At 74.6% G+C, this 18078-nt stretch carries 21 protein-coding genes; 7 read left to right on the forward strand and 14 right to left on the reverse strand.

Translation table 11 applies throughout. The features are described from left to right. Positions 1-93: 93 nt before the first annotated feature. Positions 94-1434: a serine hydrolase gene (locus tag FAF44_RS30840; protein ID WP_237106823.1), complete on the forward strand. Its 1341-nt coding sequence runs from the start codon at positions 94-96 to the stop codon at positions 1432-1434. A 22-nt stretch (positions 1435-1456) separates the two neighbouring features. Here the strand turns inward: FAF44_RS30840 and FAF44_RS30845 are convergent, their stop codons facing one another. From FAF44_RS30845 to FAF44_RS30860, 4 genes are all read right to left on the reverse strand, one after another. Next, complete coding sequence (locus tag FAF44_RS30845) at positions 1457-1882, reverse strand: SRPBCC family protein (protein WP_237106824.1); 426 nt, start codon at positions 1880-1882, stop codon at positions 1457-1459. A gap of 127 nt (positions 1883-2009) precedes the next feature. Continuing rightward, positions 2010-2813, reverse strand: a complete 804-nt coding sequence (locus FAF44_RS30850; RefSeq protein WP_237106825.1) for a nucleotidyltransferase domain-containing protein — start codon at positions 2811-2813, stop codon at positions 2010-2012. 34 nt (positions 2814-2847) lie between these two features. Then, a complete protein-coding gene (locus FAF44_RS30855) occupies positions 2848-3249 on the reverse strand; it encodes a hypothetical protein (protein ID WP_237106826.1) in 402 nt (133 codons plus the stop codon). A gap of 2 nt (positions 3250-3251) precedes the next feature. After that, positions 3252-3794, reverse strand: a complete 543-nt coding sequence (locus FAF44_RS30860; RefSeq protein WP_237106827.1) for a dihydrofolate reductase family protein — start codon at positions 3792-3794, stop codon at positions 3252-3254. Positions 3795-4070: 276 nt separating this feature from the next. Between FAF44_RS30860 and FAF44_RS30865 the strand changes: the two genes are divergently transcribed. Next, a complete protein-coding gene (locus tag FAF44_RS30865; RefSeq protein WP_237106828.1) occupies positions 4071-4463 on the forward strand; it encodes a peptidase inhibitor family I36 protein in 393 nt (130 codons plus the stop codon). A gap of 86 nt (positions 4464-4549) precedes the next feature. Beyond that, on the forward strand, positions 4550-5446 hold the full coding sequence (locus tag FAF44_RS30870; protein ID WP_237106829.1) for a hypothetical protein: 897 nt from the start codon (positions 4550-4552) through the stop codon (positions 5444-5446). A 45-nt stretch (positions 5447-5491) separates the two neighbouring features. Here FAF44_RS30870 and FAF44_RS30875 read toward each other — a convergent pair whose 3' ends face one another. From FAF44_RS30875 to FAF44_RS30885, 3 genes are read right to left on the reverse strand one after another with little or no spacing between them, the layout of a single operon-like run. Further along, entirely contained in the window at positions 5492-6136 is a 645-nt protein-coding gene (locus FAF44_RS30875; RefSeq protein ID WP_237106830.1) for a response regulator transcription factor, read from the reverse strand. Next, positions 6127-7254, reverse strand: coding sequence for a sensor histidine kinase (locus tag FAF44_RS30880; protein WP_237106831.1), 1128 nt, complete (start codon positions 7252-7254; stop codon positions 6127-6129). The genes FAF44_RS30875 and FAF44_RS30880 overlap by 10 nt, the downstream gene beginning before the upstream one ends. Then, positions 7238-7855, reverse strand: coding sequence for a DedA family protein (locus FAF44_RS30885; protein WP_237106832.1), 618 nt, complete (start codon positions 7853-7855; stop codon positions 7238-7240). The genes FAF44_RS30880 and FAF44_RS30885 overlap by 17 nt, the downstream gene beginning before the upstream one ends. Positions 7856-7958: 103 nt before the next feature. On the opposite strand from FAF44_RS30885, the gene FAF44_RS30890 reads away from it, so the two are divergent. Both FAF44_RS30890 and FAF44_RS30895 read left to right on the forward strand, forming a co-directional pair. Beyond that, positions 7959-10706: a DEAD/DEAH box helicase gene (locus FAF44_RS30890; protein ID WP_237106833.1), complete on the forward strand. Its 2748-nt coding sequence runs from the start codon at positions 7959-7961 to the stop codon at positions 10704-10706. A gap of 14 nt (positions 10707-10720) precedes the next feature. Further along, the gene (locus FAF44_RS30895) at positions 10721-11839 is read left to right on the forward strand and encodes an SWIM zinc finger family protein (RefSeq protein ID WP_237106834.1); all 1119 of its coding nucleotides are present in this window, start codon (positions 10721-10723) and stop codon (positions 11837-11839) included. 68 nt (positions 11840-11907) lie between these two features. On the opposite strand, the gene FAF44_RS30900 is transcribed toward FAF44_RS30895, so the two are convergent. Beyond that, positions 11908-12543, reverse strand: a complete 636-nt coding sequence (locus FAF44_RS30900; RefSeq protein WP_237106835.1) for an NAD(P)-dependent oxidoreductase — start codon at positions 12541-12543, stop codon at positions 11908-11910. 87 nt (positions 12544-12630) lie between these two features. Continuing rightward, positions 12631-13161: a chloramphenicol phosphotransferase CPT gene (cpt, locus tag FAF44_RS30905; protein ID WP_237106842.1), complete on the reverse strand. Its 531-nt coding sequence runs from the start codon at positions 13159-13161 to the stop codon at positions 12631-12633. 219 nt (positions 13162-13380) lie between these two features. On the opposite strand from cpt, the gene FAF44_RS30910 reads away from it, so the two are divergent. Continuing rightward, positions 13381-14292: an RNA polymerase sigma-70 factor gene (locus FAF44_RS30910; RefSeq protein WP_237106843.1), complete on the forward strand. Its 912-nt coding sequence runs from the start codon at positions 13381-13383 to the stop codon at positions 14290-14292. Between the two features lie 13 nt (positions 14293-14305). On the opposite strand, the gene FAF44_RS30915 is transcribed toward FAF44_RS30910, so the two are convergent. After that, positions 14306-14899, reverse strand: a complete 594-nt coding sequence (locus FAF44_RS30915) for a TetR family transcriptional regulator (RefSeq protein WP_237106836.1) — start codon at positions 14897-14899, stop codon at positions 14306-14308. Positions 14900-14998: 99 nt separating this feature from the next. On the opposite strand from FAF44_RS30915, the gene FAF44_RS30920 reads away from it, so the two are divergent. Beyond that, complete coding sequence (locus FAF44_RS30920; RefSeq protein ID WP_237106837.1) at positions 14999-15781, forward strand: SDR family oxidoreductase; 783 nt, start codon at positions 14999-15001, stop codon at positions 15779-15781. Positions 15782-15857: 76 nt separating this feature from the next. On the opposite strand, the gene FAF44_RS30925 is transcribed toward FAF44_RS30920, so the two are convergent. From FAF44_RS30925 to FAF44_RS30940, 4 genes are all read right to left on the reverse strand, one after another. Beyond that, a complete protein-coding gene (locus FAF44_RS30925; protein ID WP_237106838.1) occupies positions 15858-16481 on the reverse strand; it encodes an SRPBCC family protein in 624 nt (207 codons plus the stop codon). Next, entirely contained in the window at positions 16478-16831 is a 354-nt protein-coding gene (locus tag FAF44_RS30930; RefSeq protein ID WP_237106839.1) for a helix-turn-helix transcriptional regulator, read from the reverse strand. The genes FAF44_RS30925 and FAF44_RS30930 overlap by 4 nt, the downstream gene beginning before the upstream one ends. A 60-nt stretch (positions 16832-16891) precedes the next feature. Continuing rightward, positions 16892-17497: an energy-coupling factor transporter transmembrane protein EcfT gene (locus tag FAF44_RS30935; protein ID WP_237106840.1), complete on the reverse strand. Its 606-nt coding sequence runs from the start codon at positions 17495-17497 to the stop codon at positions 16892-16894. Further along, a partial coding sequence (locus FAF44_RS30940; RefSeq protein ID WP_237106841.1) for an energy-coupling factor ABC transporter ATP-binding protein occupies positions 17494-18078 on the reverse strand: 585 nt, incomplete at its 5' end. The genes FAF44_RS30935 and FAF44_RS30940, both read right to left, overlap by 4 nt.

The following is an 18078-nucleotide window of genomic DNA, read 5'->3' on the forward strand; positions in this document are numbered from 1 at the left end:
GACCGGCGTCCGGCACAGCCGCCGCCGCAGCCGCCGCGGGGGCGGCCGATCGGGGCGCGGCCTGCGCCCGTCCGGACGCTACTCTTGTCGCTCATGACGCAGGTGGGACATGGGGCGGCGCGCGCACTGCTGCGCAGGCTCGCCGTCGAACAGGCCGAATGCAGGATCCCCTCGGTGACGGCGGCGATCGTCCGCGACGGGCGGCTGGCGTGGTTCGCCGGGCGCGGCAGCGTGGACGGCGCTCCCCCGACCGCCGCCACGCAGTACCGCATCGGCTCCATCACCAAGAGCATGATCGCGGTGGTGGTGCTGCGGCTGCGCGACGAAGGCGCGCTGGAGCTGACCGACCTGCTCGAGCGGCACCTGCCCGGCACCCGGCTGGGTCACCTGAGCATCGCCCAGTTGCTGTCGCACACCGCCGGCCTGACCGCCGAGCCGCCCACCGCCTGGTGGGAGCGCACCCCCGGCATCCCCGCCGCCGACCTGCTGGAGCGGCTCGGGCCCGGCGAGCTCAAGCACCGTCCGGGGCGGCGCTTCCACTACTCCAACGTCGGCTTCGCCGTGCTCGGCGAGCTGGTCGGCCGCCTGCGCGGCACCACCTGGCTCAAGGCGCTGCGCGCCGAGGTGCTCGACCCGCTCGGCATGCACGGCACCACCGCCCGCCCGCGCGCCCCGCACGCCACCGGGTACGCGGTCCACCCGTGGGCCGACGTCGTGCTGACCGAGCCCGAGCACGACGCCGACGCGATGGGCCCGGCCGGGCAGCTCTGGTCCACCGCGCACGACCTGGCCCGCTGGGCGGCCTTCCTCGGCGGCCAGGGCGGTCAGGGCAGCGGCGTGCTCTGCGCCGACACGCTCGCCGAGATGCGTGAGCCGATCGGCGTGGAGGACGGCGACGCCTGGACCGGCGGGTTCGGGCTCGGCCTGCAACTGGCCAGGGTCCGCGGGCGCCGCCTGGCCGGGCACAGCGGCTCCATGCCCGGCTTCCTGGCCACCGTGTGGGCCGAGGCCGCCGAAGGCGTCGGCGTGCTGTTCCTGGCCAACACCACCAGCGGCATGAGCCCCACGCTGCTGGCCGACCTGCTCGACATCCTCGACGAGCACGAGCCGCGCCTGCCCGACGAATGGCGTCCGGCCGCCGCCGACCCCGCCCTGCTGGCGCTGACCGGGTTGTGGCACTGGGGGCCGAAGGCGTACACGCTGCGGCTGCTGCCCGAGCGGGGGCTGTCGCTGGAGCCGGTCGGCGGCAGCGGGCGCGCCTCGCGGTTCGTCCCGCAGGACGACGGGACGTGGCTGGGGCTGGACGGCTACTACGCCGGGGAGACGCTGCGGCCGGCGGCCGACCACCTCGACCTCAACACGTTCGTCTTCACCCGCGCCCCCTACGACCCGGGCGCGCCGGTGCCGGGCGGGGCGGGCGACTGGCACGCCTGAACCTCCCCCGGGCAAGCGGGGTTCAGGCGGGCGGCAGCAGCGCGGCCAGGCGGCGCAGGCAGTGCCGGACGAGCGCGAGCACCAGCGGCCGGGCCAGCGGCCAGGCGGCCCGGCCGAGCGCGCCGAACGGCAGCAGCAGTTCCTCGGCCCACACCACGCGGCTGCCGCCCTCCTGCGGGAACAGCCGGATGGCGCCCCGGCCCCGGACGAGCCGTCCGGTGTGGGTGACGCGCAGCAGCGCCGGCGGCTCCCAGTGGGTGATGGTCATGGTGTCGAGGAACCCGAGCGGCCACACCCCCGTGTACGCCTCCAGGCCGCGCTCGCCCACCCGCCGGGCGGTGGTCAGGAGCATCCACTCCTGGTGCCGGGGCCAGTCGGTGATCAGCGCGAACACCTGTTCCGGCGGCGCGGGGACGTGGACGGCGGCGGCCGCGTACACAGGTTTCACCAGGCTTCCCCCCTGGGTCGGTGGCGGCCCCGCGGGCGGCGGGCTCCCTCACTCGCATGCCCGCCCCGGCGTCGTTCGATGCGGGGACGGCGGGCGCGAAGCGGCTGCTCCCGGGAGCGGCCGCAGGTCATCGCAGGCCGGTGGCGTGGTCGAGGTCGTCGAACAGGGCCTGCGGGACGGGCGTGTCGTACCGGCCGGCCAGGCGCTGCCAGCAGTCGCGTCCGCAGCGCCACGCGGCCTGGACGGCCCGCCGGACCTCCTCGCGGGTGGCGGCTGTCGCCACGGCGGGGGCGAGGGCGGCCAGCGCGTGCGCCGGCAGGTCGGCCTCGGCCGCGCGCGAGGGCGTCAGCCAGTGCCCGGTCCGGTTCTCGGCCAGCCGGGCCAGCCACAGCAGGTGGCGGTGCGCGTGGGCCAGCGCGTCCAGGGCGCGCAGCACCTCGCCGCGCTCGTTGACGTGATGCGCCAGCACGAGCCAGTTGGCCATGCGCCCGCACAGCGCCAGCGCCTCGCCGGCGTCCGAGACGACGGCCGGCTGTTCGGGCACCGCCGCCAGCGCCTCGCCCAGCCTGCCGCCGCGATCGAGGACGAGCATCCGCTCGACGGGGGCGCCGCGGGCCGGCCACGCGCGCACCTGGGCGATGTCCGCGCCGGTGGCGAAGTGGAACTCGCCCCGCAGAAGGTCCGGGAAGAACGCCACATGGGTGCCGAACTCGTTGACGACCAGATGCCTGAGCGGGGCGACCTGGGCGCACCACGCCGCCGGATCGACCTCGGCGCGCCCTTCGGGGGTGAAGAACAGCCAGAACTCGATGTCGCTGTGCGTGTCGCCCTCGCCCTGGGCGAAGGAGCCGTACATCAGCGCGGCCTCCAGTCGCGGGTCGGCGTGGCAGGCGTCGCGGACGCGGGTGATCAGTCGTTCCTGAGCGAGCATCCGTCCACTCTCCCACCCGTGCCGGGTGACGGGTTCACCCGCGTCCGCCGGTGAACGGGGGCTCGCCCTCCTTCAGCGGGCGAAAGCGCAGGGCCGACCACACCTCGTCCACCGCCACCTGGCCGTTGGGGCGCAGCCCGTACTCGCCGACGATCGGCCACAGGGTGTCGCGGTTGACGTCGGAGCGGTTGCCCTTCGGGTAGGCCACCCAGACGACGGCGGGCTCGGTGAGCGCGGCGCGGTGCTCGTCCAGCAGGCGGCGGGCGCCGGCGGCGTCGGCGGCGAAGAACACCGCCACACCCGCCTCCTTCAGGCTCCCGGCGTGCCGGGCGCCTTCGGGCAGCGGCTCCACCAGGGGGCGGTGGGCGTCCTCGGAGATCCACACCGTGGTGCCCGGCTTGACGAGCAGTTTCTCGGCGACGGTCTTGGCAGGCATGGTCAGGCCCTCGTGTAGGTCAGGTTCAGCACGCCGGTGCTGAAGGTGGCGGAGTCGGTGAGCGTCATGGGGATCGGGCCGGCGTCGTCTTCGAACAGTCGCCTGCCGGAGCCGAGCATGACGGGGTCGACCAGCAGGTTGAGCTCGTCGAGCAGGCCCTCGCGCAGCAGCCAGGACACCAGGGACGGGCTGCCGCTGACGCCGATGTCCTTGCCCGGCTGCTGCTTGAGCCGGGTCAGCTCCTGGCGCGGGTCGCCGGCCAGGACGGTGGTGTGCTGCCAGGTGGGCGCGGTCAGGGTGGTGGACAGGACGTATTTGGGGACGGCGTTCAGGGTGGCGGCCAGCGGGTCGGCGGCGTCCTGGTGCGGCCAGTGGGCGGCGAAGATCTCGTAGGTGCGCCGGCCGAGCAGGAGGGCGTCCGAGGCCGCCATCTGGGCGGTGACCGCCTGGTCCATCTCGTCGTTGAGGTAGGGGAAGTGCCAGGTCTCGGGGGCCTCGACGACGCCGTCGAGCGAGACGAACAGCCCCGCGACGATTCTTCTCATGGGTGACTCCTTGTTTCTGCGGTGGCCCCACCCTCCCATCCGACAAATTCATTTGTCAAGACGGTCTTGTTTGTCGGACGCTTCGCTGAAAACCCGCTGAACCGGCCGCCGCCGCAACCGCCGCCGCGCCGGGGTCTTCGACGTCCGCCGGCCGCCTGACGTGCCTGATCGCCGCGCCCAGCGGGATTTCAGTGCCGGCCCAGCTCCTGGCACGAGCGTGGAGCACGCGACCGATGTCGTCCCTCGATGTCGTCCCTGTCGATCGGAGAAGCACACGTGAAGCGAAAGACCGCCCTGTCCGTGGCCGCCCTGCTGTTGAGCGCGACCGGCCTGATCGGCTCGGCCTCGGCCGCGCAGGCCGGCTCCTCCGCCGGCGCCACGTCCGCCTCGGCCGCGGTGCCGTGCGCGGGCTTCTGCCTGTTCCAGCACGATGAGCACAACTTCTACGGCGGACTCGTGCGGATGTACTACATCAACGGCACCTGCCAGAACATCTCCGACGCCATGAACAACAGCGCCAGCTCGATGGTCAACACCACGGACCGGACCGTCAGGTTGTACAACCTGAGCGCCTGCGCCGGATCCGTGGGCTACATCGCGCAGCCCGACAGCGAGGACGAGGACTTCTCCAACAACGGTTTCGACAACAAGGCCAGCTCGCTGCGGTAGCCGCCCGCCCCCGGTGAAAGCGGGGCGCGCTCCCCGTGGGCGTGCTCCGCCCCCTTTGTCCCGCCGTCCTCGCAGGGAGCCGCACCGTGCCCGTCCGGCTGGCATGCGCCGCCTCGATCCTCCTCCTCGCCGCCGCAGGCTGCGCGGCGGGTGCCCCCGCGCCGGGCCCCACACCGGGCCCCACGCCGAGCCCCGCGCCCGTCGTCGTCCCGCCGCCCGGGGAGCAGGCGCGGCGGCTCGCCGTCCCCTTCGACGCCTACAACTTCTCCCCGGCCGAGATCATGACGATCGAGTCCGCGCGGGAGCTGCTCATCCGCGACTGTATGCGCGGCCAGGGCCTGACCTGGGACCCGCTGCCCCGGCCCGCCGAGGACGACGTCGAGCCGCAGAACCGCCGCCGCTACGGCGTCATCGAGCCGGACATCGCCCGGATCTTCGGCTTCCACGCCCCCTTCGACCGGCCGTCGGTGGCCCGCCGCGACGCCCAGCGCGCCGCCCGCTCGGCGCGGCTGCCGCCCGCCGCGCGCCAGGCCGCCTACGGCGAGCCCGCCGACGGGTCCGACGGTTGCTCGGGCCGAGCCCGGGCCCACCTGCTCAAGGACGCCCCGAAGGTCGATCCGTCCCTGTTCAACACGCTCATCACCCGGACGTTCGCCCAGTCCCGGAGCGACGCCGGCGTCCGGCGGGCCTTCCGCTCCTGGAGCGCCTGCATGAAGGGCGAGGGCTTCGCCTACCCCGACCCGCTCGCCGCCGTCACCGACGAACGGTGGCTGACGGCCCCGGTGCCCTCCCGCCAGGAGATCGCCGCGGCGCGGGCGGACGTGGCGTGCAAGCGGCAGGGCGGCCTCGTCGCCGTCTGGGCCGCGGCGGAGCAGCCCATCCAGCGGGCCGCCATCGACGCGCACCCCGGCTACTTCCGGACGCTCAAGGTCCGCAAGGACCGCCAGCTCCAGGCCGCCGGCCGGGTGCTCGCCCGCGGCTGACGCACGCGGCCAGCCCCCCAGCCAGCCCCCCAGCCAGGGCTACGGTCAGGACTCCAGGAAACGCAGCACCGCCAGCACCCGGCGGCTGTACCCGGCGGCGTGCGCCAGGCCCAGCTTGTCGAACAGGGAGTTGACGTGCTTCTCCACGGCGCTCTGCGACACGTGCAGCGCCTGCGCGATCGAGGCGTTGGTCAGCCCCTGCGCCATCCGCTCCAGCACCTCGCGCTCGCGCGCCGTCAGCCGGGCCAGCGGGTCCGCCCGCGTGGTGCGGGCCAGGAGCTGGCGCACCACCTCGGGGTCGAACGCCGCCCCGCCCGCGCCGACCCGCTCCAGCGCGTCGAGGAAGTCGCCGACCTGCCCGACGCGGTCCTTCAGCAGGTAGCCCACGCCCTCCACGTCGGAGCTCATCAGCTCGACGGCGTAGCGCCGCTCCACGTACTGCGACAGGACCAGCACCTTCACCCCGGGCCAGCGGCGCCGGATCTCCAGCGCCGCCCGCAGCCCCTCGTCGGTGTGGGTGGGCGGCATGCGCACGTCCACCACGACGATGTCGGGACGGTGCGCGGCCACCGCCGCCACCAGGGCCTGGCCGTCGCCGACGGCCGCGGGCACCTCGTGGCCCTCCTCGGCGAGCAGCCGCACCAGGCCCTCGCGCAGCAGCGTGGAGTCCTCGGCCAGGATCACGCGCATGGCAGCACCGCCGTGATCGTCGTGGGCCCGCCCGGCGGGCTGGCCACCTCGAAGCGGCCGTCGAGCGCCGCCACCCGGCGGGCCAGCCCCGACAGGCCGCCGCCCGCCTCCCGCGCGCCTCCCGCGCCGTCGTCGCGCACGCGGACGACCACCGCGCCGCCCTCGCGGCCCACCTCGACCGTGACGAGGGTGGCGCCGGAGTGCTTGGCGGCGTTCGTGACGGCCTCGCAGACCACGAAGTACGCCGCCGTCTCCACCGCCGTCGGCGGGCGCCGCTCCAGCCGGCAGTCCACCGTGACCGGCACGACGCTGCGTTCGGCCACGCCGGCCAGCGCCTCGCCCAGCCCGAGCGAGTCCAGCCCGCTCGGATAGACCCGCCAGGCCACCTCGCGCAGCTCCGTCAGGGCTCGCTGGGCCTCCTCGTGCGCCTGCTGCAGCAGCTCGGGCCGCCCCCGCAGGGAGCGGCCGATCAGCATCGACAGCGCCACCAGCCGCTGCTGCAGCCCGTCGTGCAGGTCGCGTTCGATCCTGCGCCGCTCGGAGTCCACCGCCGTCACGATGCCGGCCCGGCTCTCGGCCAGTTCGGCGATGCGGCGCCTGAGCGCCTCGGTGGGGTCGGGCCCGAGCATCCGCGCCGCCAGCGCGCGCTCCAGCGCGTGCACCCCGGCCAGGCCCGACAGCACCAGGAACAGCGCCACGAACCCGGCCACGGACAGGTAGGCCAGCAGCGGCGGCGAGGGCAGCATCCCGTCGAACGGCTCGCCCCGGCTCCACGCGAACGCGGCCTGCGCCGCGATCGTCACCCCGTACACCAGCAGGGTGATCACCAGGCCGCCGAGCACGCCGACCGGCAGCCGCGCGGCCAGGTAGCCCATCGCCCGCCCGCCCTCGGACGGCCCGGCGTGCGGCGGCCCGGCAGGCGCGGTGACGTCCAGCGCGGTGACGTCCAGGCGCAGGCGGCGGGCCTCCAGGCGGGCCAGGCGGCGGGCGGCGGCCCGCACGTTCGGGTCGCCGAGGAACGGCAGGGCCAGCACCAGGAACACCAGCTCGCCCAGCGCGGTGACGACGCCCAGGGCCACCGCGCCACCCAGGCGCAGCCCGTCAGCGGCGGCTCGCATGCTTTCCCTTACGGCGCTCGGCCAGCCGGACCCCGACGAAGACCACGACCACCAGGACGACCAGGGCCGCCACGACCTTGCTGCCCGCGCTCACGTAGGTCTCCACCAGGTGCCAGCTCTCGCCCAGGTAGTAGCCGGCCATCACGAAGATCGTGTTCCAGATGAGGCTGCCGGCCGTGGTGAGGAGGGTGAAGATGGGCAGCGGCATGCGCTCGACGCCGGCGGGGATCGAGATGAGGCTGCGGAAAATGGGGATCATCCGGCCGAAGAAGACGGTCTTGCGGCCGTGACGCTGGAACCACGCCTCGGTCTTCTCGATGTCGCTGATCTTGACGAGGGGGAGCTTGGCGGCGATGGCCAGGGTGCGCTCGCGGCCCAGCAGCGCCCCCACCCAGTACAGCGCCAGCGCCCCGACCACCGAACCCAGCGTGGTGAAGAACAGCACGTCGAGCAGGTCCATCTCGCCTCTGCTCGCGGTGAAGCCGCCCAGCGGCAGGATCACCTCGCTGGGCAGGGGCGGGAAGAGGTTCTCCAGCGCGATCGCGAGCCCGGCGCCCGGCGCGCCGAGGCTCTCCATGAGTCCAACTAGCCAATCAGTCATGAGATCAAGGCTATGGAAGATCTGGAAAAGTGCGGAATGTGGAGCCTGCCCAATTATTCCCTGTGGTAAACCACACCCCAACCGTACCGTACACTGTACGGCCGTGAGCGCTTCCACGGATCTGACCCGGCACCCGGCAGTCTTCCAACCCGGCGACCCGCCCAGGTCCGGGCACGTCGCCTTCCTCGACCCCGGCGGCGACGCCGTGGTCACCGTAGCCGAGGAGCACGACGGCCGGGTCCTGACGCGCCCGGCCGCCGCCACCCTCGTCCCGGTCGGGGAAGCGGTGGCCGCGCTGGCCAGGGCCCGCATGGACCCGGACGCGCACCCCGCCGCCCGCTTCTGGGGCGGAGCCGCGCTCATCGCGCTGCAACTGCTCACCCGCGGCCGCATCCTGCCCGGCGTCACGGCCGGGGAGCACGACTCCTGGCGGGCCGGCCCGCTGGACGCCGGCGACCTGCAACGCCTGCGCGAACTGGCCGCCGCCATGCCCGCCGCGGCCCGCGCCGTCCCCCTCGACTCCCCCTCGCCGCCGGACGGCGGCCCGCTGCTGCCGGACGCCGAACCCCTCCTGCGGGCCTTCCTCGACGCCGTCGCCGACGCCATGCCCCGCTCGCCCGGCGCCGTCCGCGCCACCGGGGCCGCCGCCTTCGCCGCCGCCAGGCCCGTCCAGGTCCCCCACCTGCGCCGCTGGTCGGAGGAGGTCTCGGCCGGGCTCGACGCCGGCGTGCGGCTGTCGCTGCGCATCGAGGCCGACGACCCGGCCGCCGCCGAGTTCCGCGCCGTCGCCCAGCTCCACAGCCTGGCAGACCCGTCCCTCATCGTGGACGCCGCCGACCTGTGGCAGGACCGCGACCCCGGCTTCGGCCCCCGCGCCCGGATCGAGGCCACCCTCGCCGTCCGCCGCGCCGCCCGCGCCTGGCCGCGGCTGGAACGCCTGCTCGACAGCGTCGTCCCCGACGAGCTCACGCTCACCGACGGCGACCTCGAAGACCTCCTCGCCGGAGCCGCCGACCGCCTGGCCGCCGCCGGCGTGGACGTGCACTGGCCGAAAACCCTGGTACGCGGCCTCAGCGCCCGCGCCGTGATCGGCGAGCGCGACAGCGCCCCCTCCGACCTGCCCTCCTTCCTCGGCGGCCACCACCTGACCAGCTTCGACTGGCAGCTCGCCCTCGGCGGCGAACGCCTGAGCGCCGCCGAGATGGACCGCCTCGCCGAGGCCCACCGGCCCGTCGTGCGGCTGCGCGACCAGTGGGTCCTCATCGACCCCGGCCTGGCCCGCAAGGCCCGCGCCCGCGAGCTGAAACCCCTGACCGGCATCGAGGCGCTCGGCGCCGCCCTGACCGGCACGGTCGAGGTCGACGACGAGCAGGTCCCCGTCGAGCCCACCGCCTGGCTGGCGGAGCTGCGCGAACGCCTGTCCGAGCCCGCCGACATCGCCCCGCCCGCCGCGCTGGCCGCCACCCTGCGCGACTACCAGCTCGCCGGGCTGCGCTGGCTGGCCCGGATGACCTCGCTCGGCCTGGGCGCCTGCCTGGCCGACGACATGGGCCTGGGCAAGACCGTCACCCTCATCGCGCTGCACCTGCACCGCGCCGCCCAGGACGCCGGCCCCACCCTCGTCGTCTGCCCCGCCTCGCTGCTCGGCAACTGGGAGCGGGAGATCACCAGGTTCGCGCCCGGCGTGCCCGTACGCCGCTACCACGGCGGCAACCGCACCCTCACCGACGAGGGCGGCGGCCCGGGCTTCGTGCTCACCACGTACGCCACCATGCGCCGTGACGCCGGCCTGCTGGCCGCCCACCCCTGGGGCCTGCTCGTCGCCGACGAGGCCCAGCACGTCAAGAACCCCGCCTCCGGCACCGCCAAGGCGCTGCGCGAGATCCCCGCCGCCGCCCGCGTCGCCCTCACCGGCACCCCCGTGGAGAACAACCTGTCGGAGCTGTGGGCCATCCTCGACTGGACCACCCCCGGCCTGCTCGGCCCCCTCACCAGGTTCCGGGCCCGCTGGGCCAGGCCCGTCGAGTCCGGCGACACCGGCACCGCCGAACGGCTGGCACGGCTGATCGGGGCGTTCCTGCTGCGCCGCCGCAAGAGCGACCCCGGCATCGCCCCCGAACTGCCGCCCAAGACCGAGACCGACCGGCCCGTCGCGCTCACCACCGAACAGGCCGGCCTGTACGAGGCGCTCGTCCGCGAGAGCATGACCCAGATCGCCGACGCCCACGGCATGGCCAGGCGCGGACTCATCGTCAAGCTGCTCACCGGGCTCAAGCAGATCTGCAACCACCCCGCCCAGTTCCTGCACGAGGCCGCCCCGCGCCTGCCCGGCCGCTCCGGCAAGCTGGAACTGCTCGACGAACTCCTCGACACCATCGTCGCCGAGGACGGCGCCGCGCTGGTCTTCACCCAGTACGTCGTCATGGCCCGCCTGCTGGAGCGGCATCTCGCCGGCCGCGGCGTCCCCACCCAGCTCCTGCACGGCGGCACCCCCGTCGCCCGTCGCGAGGAGATGGTCAGCCGCTTCCAGGACGGCAGCGCCCCGGTGTTCCTGCTCTCGCTCAAGGCCGCCGGCACCGGCCTGAACCTCACCCGTGCCGACCACGTCATCCATTACGACCGCTGGTGGAACCCCGCCGTCGAGGACCAGGCCACCGACCGCGCCTACCGCATCGGCCAGACCCGGCCCGTGCAGGTGCACCGCCTCATCGCCGAAGGCACGATCGAGGACCGCATCGCCCAGATGCTCACCGCCAAACGCTCGCTGGCCGAGGCCGTGCTCGCCTCCGGCGAGGCCGCCTTCACCGAGCTGACCGACACCGAGCTCGCCGCCCTGGTCGAGCTGAGATGACCGTGGAGGCCCCGATGACCCCCGCCCGCGGATTCGCCGCCTTCCCCCCGCAGCGCGCCGGAGCCCGCTTCGCCACCTCCTGGTGGGGCCGCTCCTGGCTGCAGGCCATGGAGGACACCTCCCTCGACCACGTCCTGCTGCGCAAGGGCCGCACGTACGCCAAGACCGGCCGGCTCGGCCCCATCACCGTCAGCCCCGGACGGCTGGCCGCCGTCGCCGGGAGCGAGTACGACGTCGTCGTCCGCGTCGAGCAGCTCACCGACGCCGCCTGGGAACGCTTCCTCGACCAGGTCGCCGCCAAGGCCGGGCACATCGCCGCGCTGCTCGACCGCGACATGCCGCACGACCTCGTCGAGGCCGCCGACGACGCGGCCGTGCCGCTGCTGCCGGCCGTCGGCGACCTGGAGCCCGAGTGCTCCTGCCCCGACTGGGGCCACCCCTGCCAGCACGCCGCCGCCCTGTGCTACCAGGCGTCGTGGCTGCTGGACGCCGACCCGTTCGTGCTGCTGCTGCTGCGCGGGCGCGGCGAGCGTGACCTCATCGAGGCGTTGCAGCAGCGCCAGGCGCCCGTACGCGAGCCGGCCGGGGTGCCCGCCGCGCGGGCGTACGCGGCCGGGACGCCGCCGCTGCCCGAGCCGCCGCCGTACGACGTCGTCTACAGCCCGCCCGTGTTCCCGCCCGCGCCGGGCGTGGACGTGGCCGCGCTGGCGGTGCTGGCCGCCTCCGCCGCCGCGCGCTCCCGCGAGGTGCTGCGGCGCGGGCGGCTTCCGGAGCTGAGCGAGTACCAGGACCGCGTCCGGCTGGCCGCCGAGCACGTCCTGGACCTCGAGCCCGACGCGGGGCTCGAGGCCGCCGTCCAGGCGTGGCGCTACGGCGGCGCCGACGGGCTGGACGTCCTGGAGCGCGCGTGGACGCCGCCCCGGCAGGACCTGGCCAGGGCGCGGGCGCTGCTGGAGGCCGGCTGGGAGGGCGAGGGGGCGCCGCCGGTGGAGAGCCGGCGCAACCGCTGGACCCTCGGCGCGCTGCAACTGCGTTACGGCCGCGACGGGCGCTGGTACCCCTTCACCCGGCGGGGCGAGCAGTGGTGGCCCGCGGGCCCGCCGGAACGCGACCCGTCGGCGCTCCTGACCTGAACCGCGACCGGCGCACGGCCGTCGGCTCCCGGCCCCGGAGCAACCACCCCCTCAGCAGGCCCGCCCGTTCACGAGGCCACCGAGACGACGTGGCGGATCGAGGCGGGCTCGCCGATCAGCTCCAGCATGCACGCGGCGACGTCCGCGCGGGTGGTCTTGAGCCCGCCGCGGACGCTGAGGTCTGTGGCGGTGCGGTAGGCGCCGGTCCGGCCCTGGTCGGTCAGGCGGGCGGGGCGGACGATCGTCCAGTCCAGGTCGCCGTCGCGCAGCAGGCGTTCGGCGGCGGCCAGGTCGGCGTAGGAGTGGCGCAGGACGCGCTGGATGACGGGCTTGAGCGCGTACCGTGTCAGGAGGCCGTCGCCGGCGTCGGCCTCCAGTCCGCCGGCGCTGACCATGAGCACGCGGCGGACGTCCTGGCGGTCCATGGCCGAGGTGAGCGCCGCCATGCAGCCGGAGTGGACGGTGGTGGGGCCGCGGCCGCGCGGGCCGATCGCGACGAGCACGGCGTCCCGGCCCTTGATCGCGGGCGTGACGGCATCGGGGTCCAGCACGTCGGCCTCCACGACGTGGAGGCGCTCACGCAGGTCGGCGGGCAGGCGCGTGGGGTCGCGCACGACGGCGGTGATCTCGTGGCCCCGCTCCAGGCCCTGTCGCAGCAGTTCCCGGCCGATGCCGCCGGTCGCTCCGAAGACGGTGACGTGCATGCGCCTCGTCCCTCCGCTCACATGGTAAGTGGTTACTCACCCACCCTATGTCCCGGGGGTCCCGCCCCCGTGTCCGGGAGGCGGCGCTCAGGCGAGGCGGGCGGCGATGGCCCGCGCGCACTCCATCGACTCGGCGTGCGTGGTGTCCACCTCCAGGTCGTAGCGCACGCCCTGGTGGACCACCTCCGCCTGCGAGGCCGCCATCCCGACGGTGCGATCGCCCCGCGCGACCTCGCGGCCCGCGGCCACCGCGGCCTCGCAGCGCACCCCGACCCACAACACGCCCAGCCCGGCCAGGGCCCGCTGCCAGCGCTGCTGGGAGTGCGTCCCGCCGAGGAACACGTCGTCGACCACCACGCGGGCGCCCGCGTGGGCCATCGCGGCGATGCCCGCCGCCCACCCCTCGTCGAGGGCCTTGAACTCCGGCCCGACGTTCACCTGGCCGTCGGGGGTGAAGTCGATCCCGGCGTCCGCCCCGCGCAGGGAGGCGGGCAGCGCGTCCACCATGGTGTCCACCGAGAAGGCCAGCCACGGATCGGGCAGGACGGCCTGCAGGCAGCGGGCGATGCCGCCCTTGCCCGAACTGGAGCCGCCGTTGAGGACGATTACCTGAGTCATCACCGCGCCATCGTAGGAGGAGCCGTGGCGGGGCCCGCAACGTATTTACGCCCAGCGTGGCGTCCGGACGAGGAGCGCTCGCCGATCCGGGCACAATAGGACACCCAACCGCATCGGTCCCCAAACCGCCGGCGTGACGCGCGCCACACGCCGGCGCTGTCACAGGACGGCGCCACCCGGCGTCTGGTGGGAGACATCACCGACAGTGAGGAGCCGCCGATGGCCGGCACGCCGCAGACCGGGCCCGTGGAGCAGGACCGAGGCGGGGACGCCGCCACCGAGGCGTTCGTCGCCCACCGCAACCTGCTGTTCACCGTCGCCTACGAGATGCTCGGCTCGGCCGCCGACGCCGAGGACGTGCTCCAGGAGACCTGGCTGAAGTGGGTGGGCGTCGACCTCGGCACGGTGCGCGACCGGCGCGCCTACCTCGTGCGCGTCGTCACCCGCCAGGCGCTGACCCGGCTGCGCGCGCTCGGCCGCCGCAAGGAGTCCTACGTCGGCCCCTGGCTGCCCGAGCCGCTGCTCACCGCGCCCGACGTGGCCGAGGACGTCGAACTGGCCGACAGCGTCTCGATGGCCATGCTGCTGGTGCTGGAGACGCTCGCGCCGACCGAGCGGGCCGTGTTCGTGCTGCGCGAGGTGTTCGCCCTGGACTATGCGGAGATCGCCGAGGCCGTCGGCAGGAACCAGGCCGCCGTCCGCCAGATCGCTCACCGGGCGCGGGCGCACGTCGCGGCGCGCCGGCCCCGCGAGAGCGTGTCCCAGGCCGAGACCCGGGAGGCGATCGAGGCGTTCCGGCGGGCCGTCGAGACGGGCGAGCTGCAGAGCCTGCTCGACATCCTCGCGCCGGAGGTCGTCCTGCTGACCGACGGCGGCGGGGTCGTACGGGCCGCGCTGGAGCCCGTCGTGGGGGCCGCCACGGTCGCCGCGGTGCTGAACAGGATCGCCACCACGCCGCGGCCGGCGCTCGTCAACGGCTCCCCGGGGCTCATCCTCCGGACGGACGGCGGCATCGACGCCGTCCTGGCGGTACGCGTCGAGAACGGCCTCATCGCCGGGCTGTACGCCGTGCGCAATCCCGAGAAGCTGTCGTGGGTGGGGCGGGAGGCCGTCCTGCGCCGGGCTCTTTGACGGCCGCCCAGGGTCAGGCGTGCGGCTCTGGGGCCGGCGATCGCTCGCTCAGCACGCGGGCCAGCTCCACCACGGTCTCCCTGCGGCGGGCCACGGCCCGCTCGGCGTCGGGCTCGTCGAGGACGAGGCGGCGCATCTGCGGCGCCACGAAGCTCCACGCCACCAGGCCGAGCACGGTGAACAGCCAGTCCTGGGCCGCCGTGCGGTCCGGCAGGCCCGTGGCCAGCAGGCCGTCCACGTGCCCGCGGTAGGACTCCCCGCGCTCCCGCTCACCCTCGACCTGCCCGGCGTCGGCCTCCAGCGCCTCCCACAGCAGCAGCCGGACCAGCTCCGGGTGCTCGTGGTACCAGTCGTGCAGGCGGCCCACCGCCTCGGGCAGCGTGCGCGGGTCGAGGCTCACCGCGTGGCAGACCTCGTCCACCTTGGCCCGCACGACCTGGCCGAACAGCTTCTCCTTGCCGCCGAAGTACAGGTAGATGGCCTGTTTGTTGGCGCGGGCCGCGGCGGCGATGCGATCGACCCGGGCGCCGGCCAGCCCGTGCTCGGCGAACTCGGCGGCGGCGGCCTCGAAGATCCGCTGCCGGGTGGCTTCGGCGTCGTACGTCATGCCGAAGATTAAACCATCCAGTTGACTTATTCGCCGACTCGCGCCATGGTGGATCCCGTTCTAAACCAACCAGATGGTTTATTCGCTGAGGAGAACATCGTGTCCACGACCACGCTCGCCCCCATGCCGATCGCCTCGCCGCTGCCCGCCGCCCTGAAGGAGCGCGGCGTGCTGATCGTCGGCGGCAGCTCCGGCATCGGCCTGGCCGCCGCCGCCCTGCTGACCGGGCTGGGCGCCCGCGTCACGCTGATCGCCCGTGACCCCGCCCGCCTGTCGGCCGCGGTGGACGGCCTGCGCGCGACCCCGGGAGCCTCCGTGCTCGGCGTCGCCGGGGACGGGACCGACGAGGCCGTCCTGGAGCAGGCCATCGAGCGGGCGGGCCAGGTGGACCACGTCCTGGTGACGGCCGGCAGCCTCGCGGTCGGCGCCCTGCTGGACACGCCGCACCAGCAGGTGCGCGCGGCCGTGGAGGGCCGGATCTGGGGCGCCTACGGGGCCGCCCGCGCCGTCGCCCGCCACCTGCCCGCCGCCGGCTCCCTCACCCTGAGCTCCGGCCTCTACGTGACCCGCCCCATTGCGGGCGCCGCCGCGTCCATCGCCGGCATCGGCGCCGTCGAGGCGCTCACCCGGGCGCTGGCGGTGGAGCTGGCGCCGCGGCGGCTGCGGGTCAACGCGATCAGGTACGGCGTGGTCGACACCCCGCTGTCGCGGGCCGCGATGGGCGCCCCCGACGCCGCGGCCATGGCGGCGGCCGGGGCCGCGGCGCCGCTGGGACGCTTCGCCACGGCGGACGAGGCGGCCTCGGCCGTGCTGTTCCTCATGGCCAACAACTTCGTGACCGGGACGGTGGTCACGGTGGACGGCGGGCAGAGCCTGATCTGACACCCCGGCCCGCCGGAAGGCCGGCCGCGCCCCCGTGCCGGCCGGTCCTGCCCCGGGCCCCGGGCTCCGGGCTCCGTCAGGGGGTCTCCTGGTCGGGCTGCGGCGCGTAGAAGGCGATGGTCTCGGCGAGGGTGGCGGCGACCGCGTCCTGCGGCGCGCCGGCCGCCCCGTGCGCCCGGCTCCACGCCGTGGCGCTGCCGACGATGAACGCGCGTCCCTCCTCGGTGAGGTGGAAGCGCTCCTCGTCGACCTTCGGGCTGCCCGCCAGGTGCATCGCCAGGCCCAGCAGGCTCAGGTCCCAGCCCACGCCGACCGAGCCGGGCCCGAACCGCGACCAGAACTCCGGCGGCACCTCGGCCGTGTGGACCAGTTCGAGCAGCGTGCCCCCGTCCTTGGCCGCCAGGCGCACCTCGACCTCGGAGAAGCCCGGGTCCGGGCCGTACAGCCAGGAGATCTTGAGCAGGCTCGGCGGCTCGCAGCGCAGGATCTGCCCGCCCGCGTTGCCCTGGAGCTGGTACGTCCCGCCGAGCCGCAGGTCGCCGCTGACGGGCATGAACCAGCGGGCGAGCCGGTCGGCGTCGGTGCAGGCCTGCCAGACGTCGGCCACCTCGGCGTCGTAGTGGCGGCTCAGCGTCACGGTCTTGCGCTCGCCGTTGATGAGCTCGCGGTGCGCCTGGTTGAGCTGGTCGATCATCTTCATGGGTGGTCCTCTTCCTTGTTCGTCGGACGGCGCTCGCGCCTGCCGCGGGCCAGCTCCGTCGCCAGGGCGTCCAGGCGCTGGCTCCAGAAGCCGCGAAAGCGCTCCAGCCAGACGTCGACCTCCTGCAACGGCCCCGGCTCGACGGCGTACAGCCGCCTGGTGCCTTCGGCCCGTACGGAGGCGAACCCGTTGTCCCGCAGCACCCGCAGGTGCTGGGAGACGGCCGGCTGGGAGATCCCGAACTCGCGCCGGATGGTGGCGGTGACCTCGCCGGAACTCTGCTCCCCGCCGGCGAGCAGCTCCAGGATCCGGCGGCGGACCGGATCACCGAGAACGTCGAATGCGTGCACGGCACCCGAGTATTTCAGCGCCACCTTATATAAGTCAAACCTGGGATAGGGAGGGTGGCGTCAGTCGTCCAGACCCCGGGCGCTCAGCGCCTCGCCCAGCGCGTCGGCGTGCCGCAACGAGCTGACCACCAGCGGCACCGCGAACGCCCGCATGCTGCGCTCCACCCCCCTGGCCCGCTGCGCCTCCCTGACCCGCGTGGCCAGCGAGGCGATCACCGGCACGCTGCGCACGGTCAGCGACAGCAGCAACGACAGCCGGAACGGGTCCAGCCCCACGAACCTGGCCGGCGCGAGACAGCGCTCCAGCGCCGCCATCATGGCCGCGGCGCGGGTGGTGAGCGTGACCAGCCCGGCCAGCGCCACGGCCAGCACCACCCGCAGCGTCGTCGCGACCGCCCCGTCCAGGCCGACGAAGACGAGCTGCATGGCGAACAGCGCCACCGCGAACCAGCGCACCGGCTTGACCTGCGCCCAGGCCGCCGCCACACCCACCCGCGACAGCGCGTACAGGGCCACGACCACGACCCCCGCCACCGCCAGCTCCGCCGGCGAGCCCAGCAGCACCAGCGTGGTGCAGGCCAGCGCGAGAGCGGCCAGCTTGACGCCGGCGGGCAGCCGGTGCAGCACCGACGAGCCGGGGACGTAGGCGCCGGTCAGGCTGTTCACGTCATGAGCTTGCGGTAGTGGCCGACGGCCTCCTGCGGGGAGCCGTCGGCGGCGACCCGGCCCTCGTCGAGCACCAGCACCCGATCGAAGCCGGACAGCAGCGGCAGGTCGTGGGTGACCACCACCACCTGCTGCGGCATGTCGCGCAGCAGCGCGGCGACCTGGCGGGAGTGCCGCAGGTCCAGCAGCGTGGTGGGTTCGTCCATGACCAGGATGTCCGGTTCCAGCACCATGACCGAGCACAGCGCCAGCAACTGCTTCTGCCCGCCCGACAGGTGGTGGGCCGGATGGTCGGCGTGACCGGCCAGGCCGTACCTGGACAGGACGTCCGTCACGCGCCGCTCGACCTCCTCGCGCGCCAGGCCCTTGCGGCGCAGCGAGAAGGCGACGTCCTCGGCCACCGTGGGCATGACGATCTGCGCGTCGGGGTCGGTGAACAGGAAGCCGACGCCGCGCCGGATCCTGGCGGCGTTGCGGCGGGTGTCCAGGCCGAGCACGGTGACGGTGCCGGAGGTGGGCAGCGCCAGGCCGTTGATCAGGCGGGCGAGCGTGCTCTTGCCCGCCTGATCAACGGCCTGGCG

Source organism: Nonomuraea sp. MG754425 (assembly GCF_021699195.1).
Classification (GTDB): domain Bacteria; phylum Actinomycetota; class Actinomycetes; order Streptosporangiales; family Streptosporangiaceae; genus Nonomuraea.

What these genes read in the sequence shown, in the direction of transcription:
- FAF44_RS30925 (WP_237106838.1), bottom strand. Translation starts at nt 16,481, where the DNA reads ATGAAGATGATCGACCAGCTCAACCAGGCGCACCGCGAGCTCATCAAC.
- FAF44_RS30915 (WP_237106836.1), bottom strand. Translation starts at nt 14,899, where the DNA reads ATGACGTACGACGCCGAAGCCACCCGGCAGCGGATCTTCGAGGCCGCC.
- FAF44_RS30850 (WP_237106825.1), bottom strand. Translation starts at nt 2,813, where the DNA reads ATGCTCGCTCAGGAACGACTGATCACCCGCGTCCGCGACGCCTGCCAC.
- FAF44_RS30885 (WP_237106832.1), bottom strand. Translation starts at nt 7,855, where the DNA reads ATGACTGATTGGCTAGTTGGACTCATGGAGAGCCTCGGCGCGCCGGGC.
- FAF44_RS30895 (WP_237106834.1), top strand. Translation starts at nt 10,721, where the DNA reads ATGACCCCCGCCCGCGGATTCGCCGCCTTCCCCCCGCAGCGCGCCGGA.
- cpt (WP_237106842.1), bottom strand. Translation starts at nt 13,161, where the DNA reads ATGACTCAGGTAATCGTCCTCAACGGCGGCTCCAGTTCGGGCAAGGGC.
- FAF44_RS30840 (WP_237106823.1), top strand. Translation starts at nt 94, where the DNA reads ATGACGCAGGTGGGACATGGGGCGGCGCGCGCACTGCTGCGCAGGCTC.
- FAF44_RS30875 (WP_237106830.1), bottom strand. Translation starts at nt 6,136, where the DNA reads ATGCGCGTGATCCTGGCCGAGGACTCCACGCTGCTGCGCGAGGGCCTG.
- FAF44_RS30855 (WP_237106826.1), bottom strand. Translation starts at nt 3,249, where the DNA reads ATGCCTGCCAAGACCGTCGCCGAGAAACTGCTCGTCAAGCCGGGCACC.
- FAF44_RS30910 (WP_237106843.1), top strand. Translation starts at nt 13,381, where the DNA reads ATGGCCGGCACGCCGCAGACCGGGCCCGTGGAGCAGGACCGAGGCGGG.
- FAF44_RS30880 (WP_237106831.1), bottom strand. Translation starts at nt 7,254, where the DNA reads ATGCGAGCCGCCGCTGACGGGCTGCGCCTGGGTGGCGCGGTGGCCCTG.
- FAF44_RS30860 (WP_237106827.1), bottom strand. Translation starts at nt 3,794, where the DNA reads ATGAGAAGAATCGTCGCGGGGCTGTTCGTCTCGCTCGACGGCGTCGTC.
- FAF44_RS30900 (WP_237106835.1), bottom strand. Translation starts at nt 12,543, where the DNA reads ATGCACGTCACCGTCTTCGGAGCGACCGGCGGCATCGGCCGGGAACTG.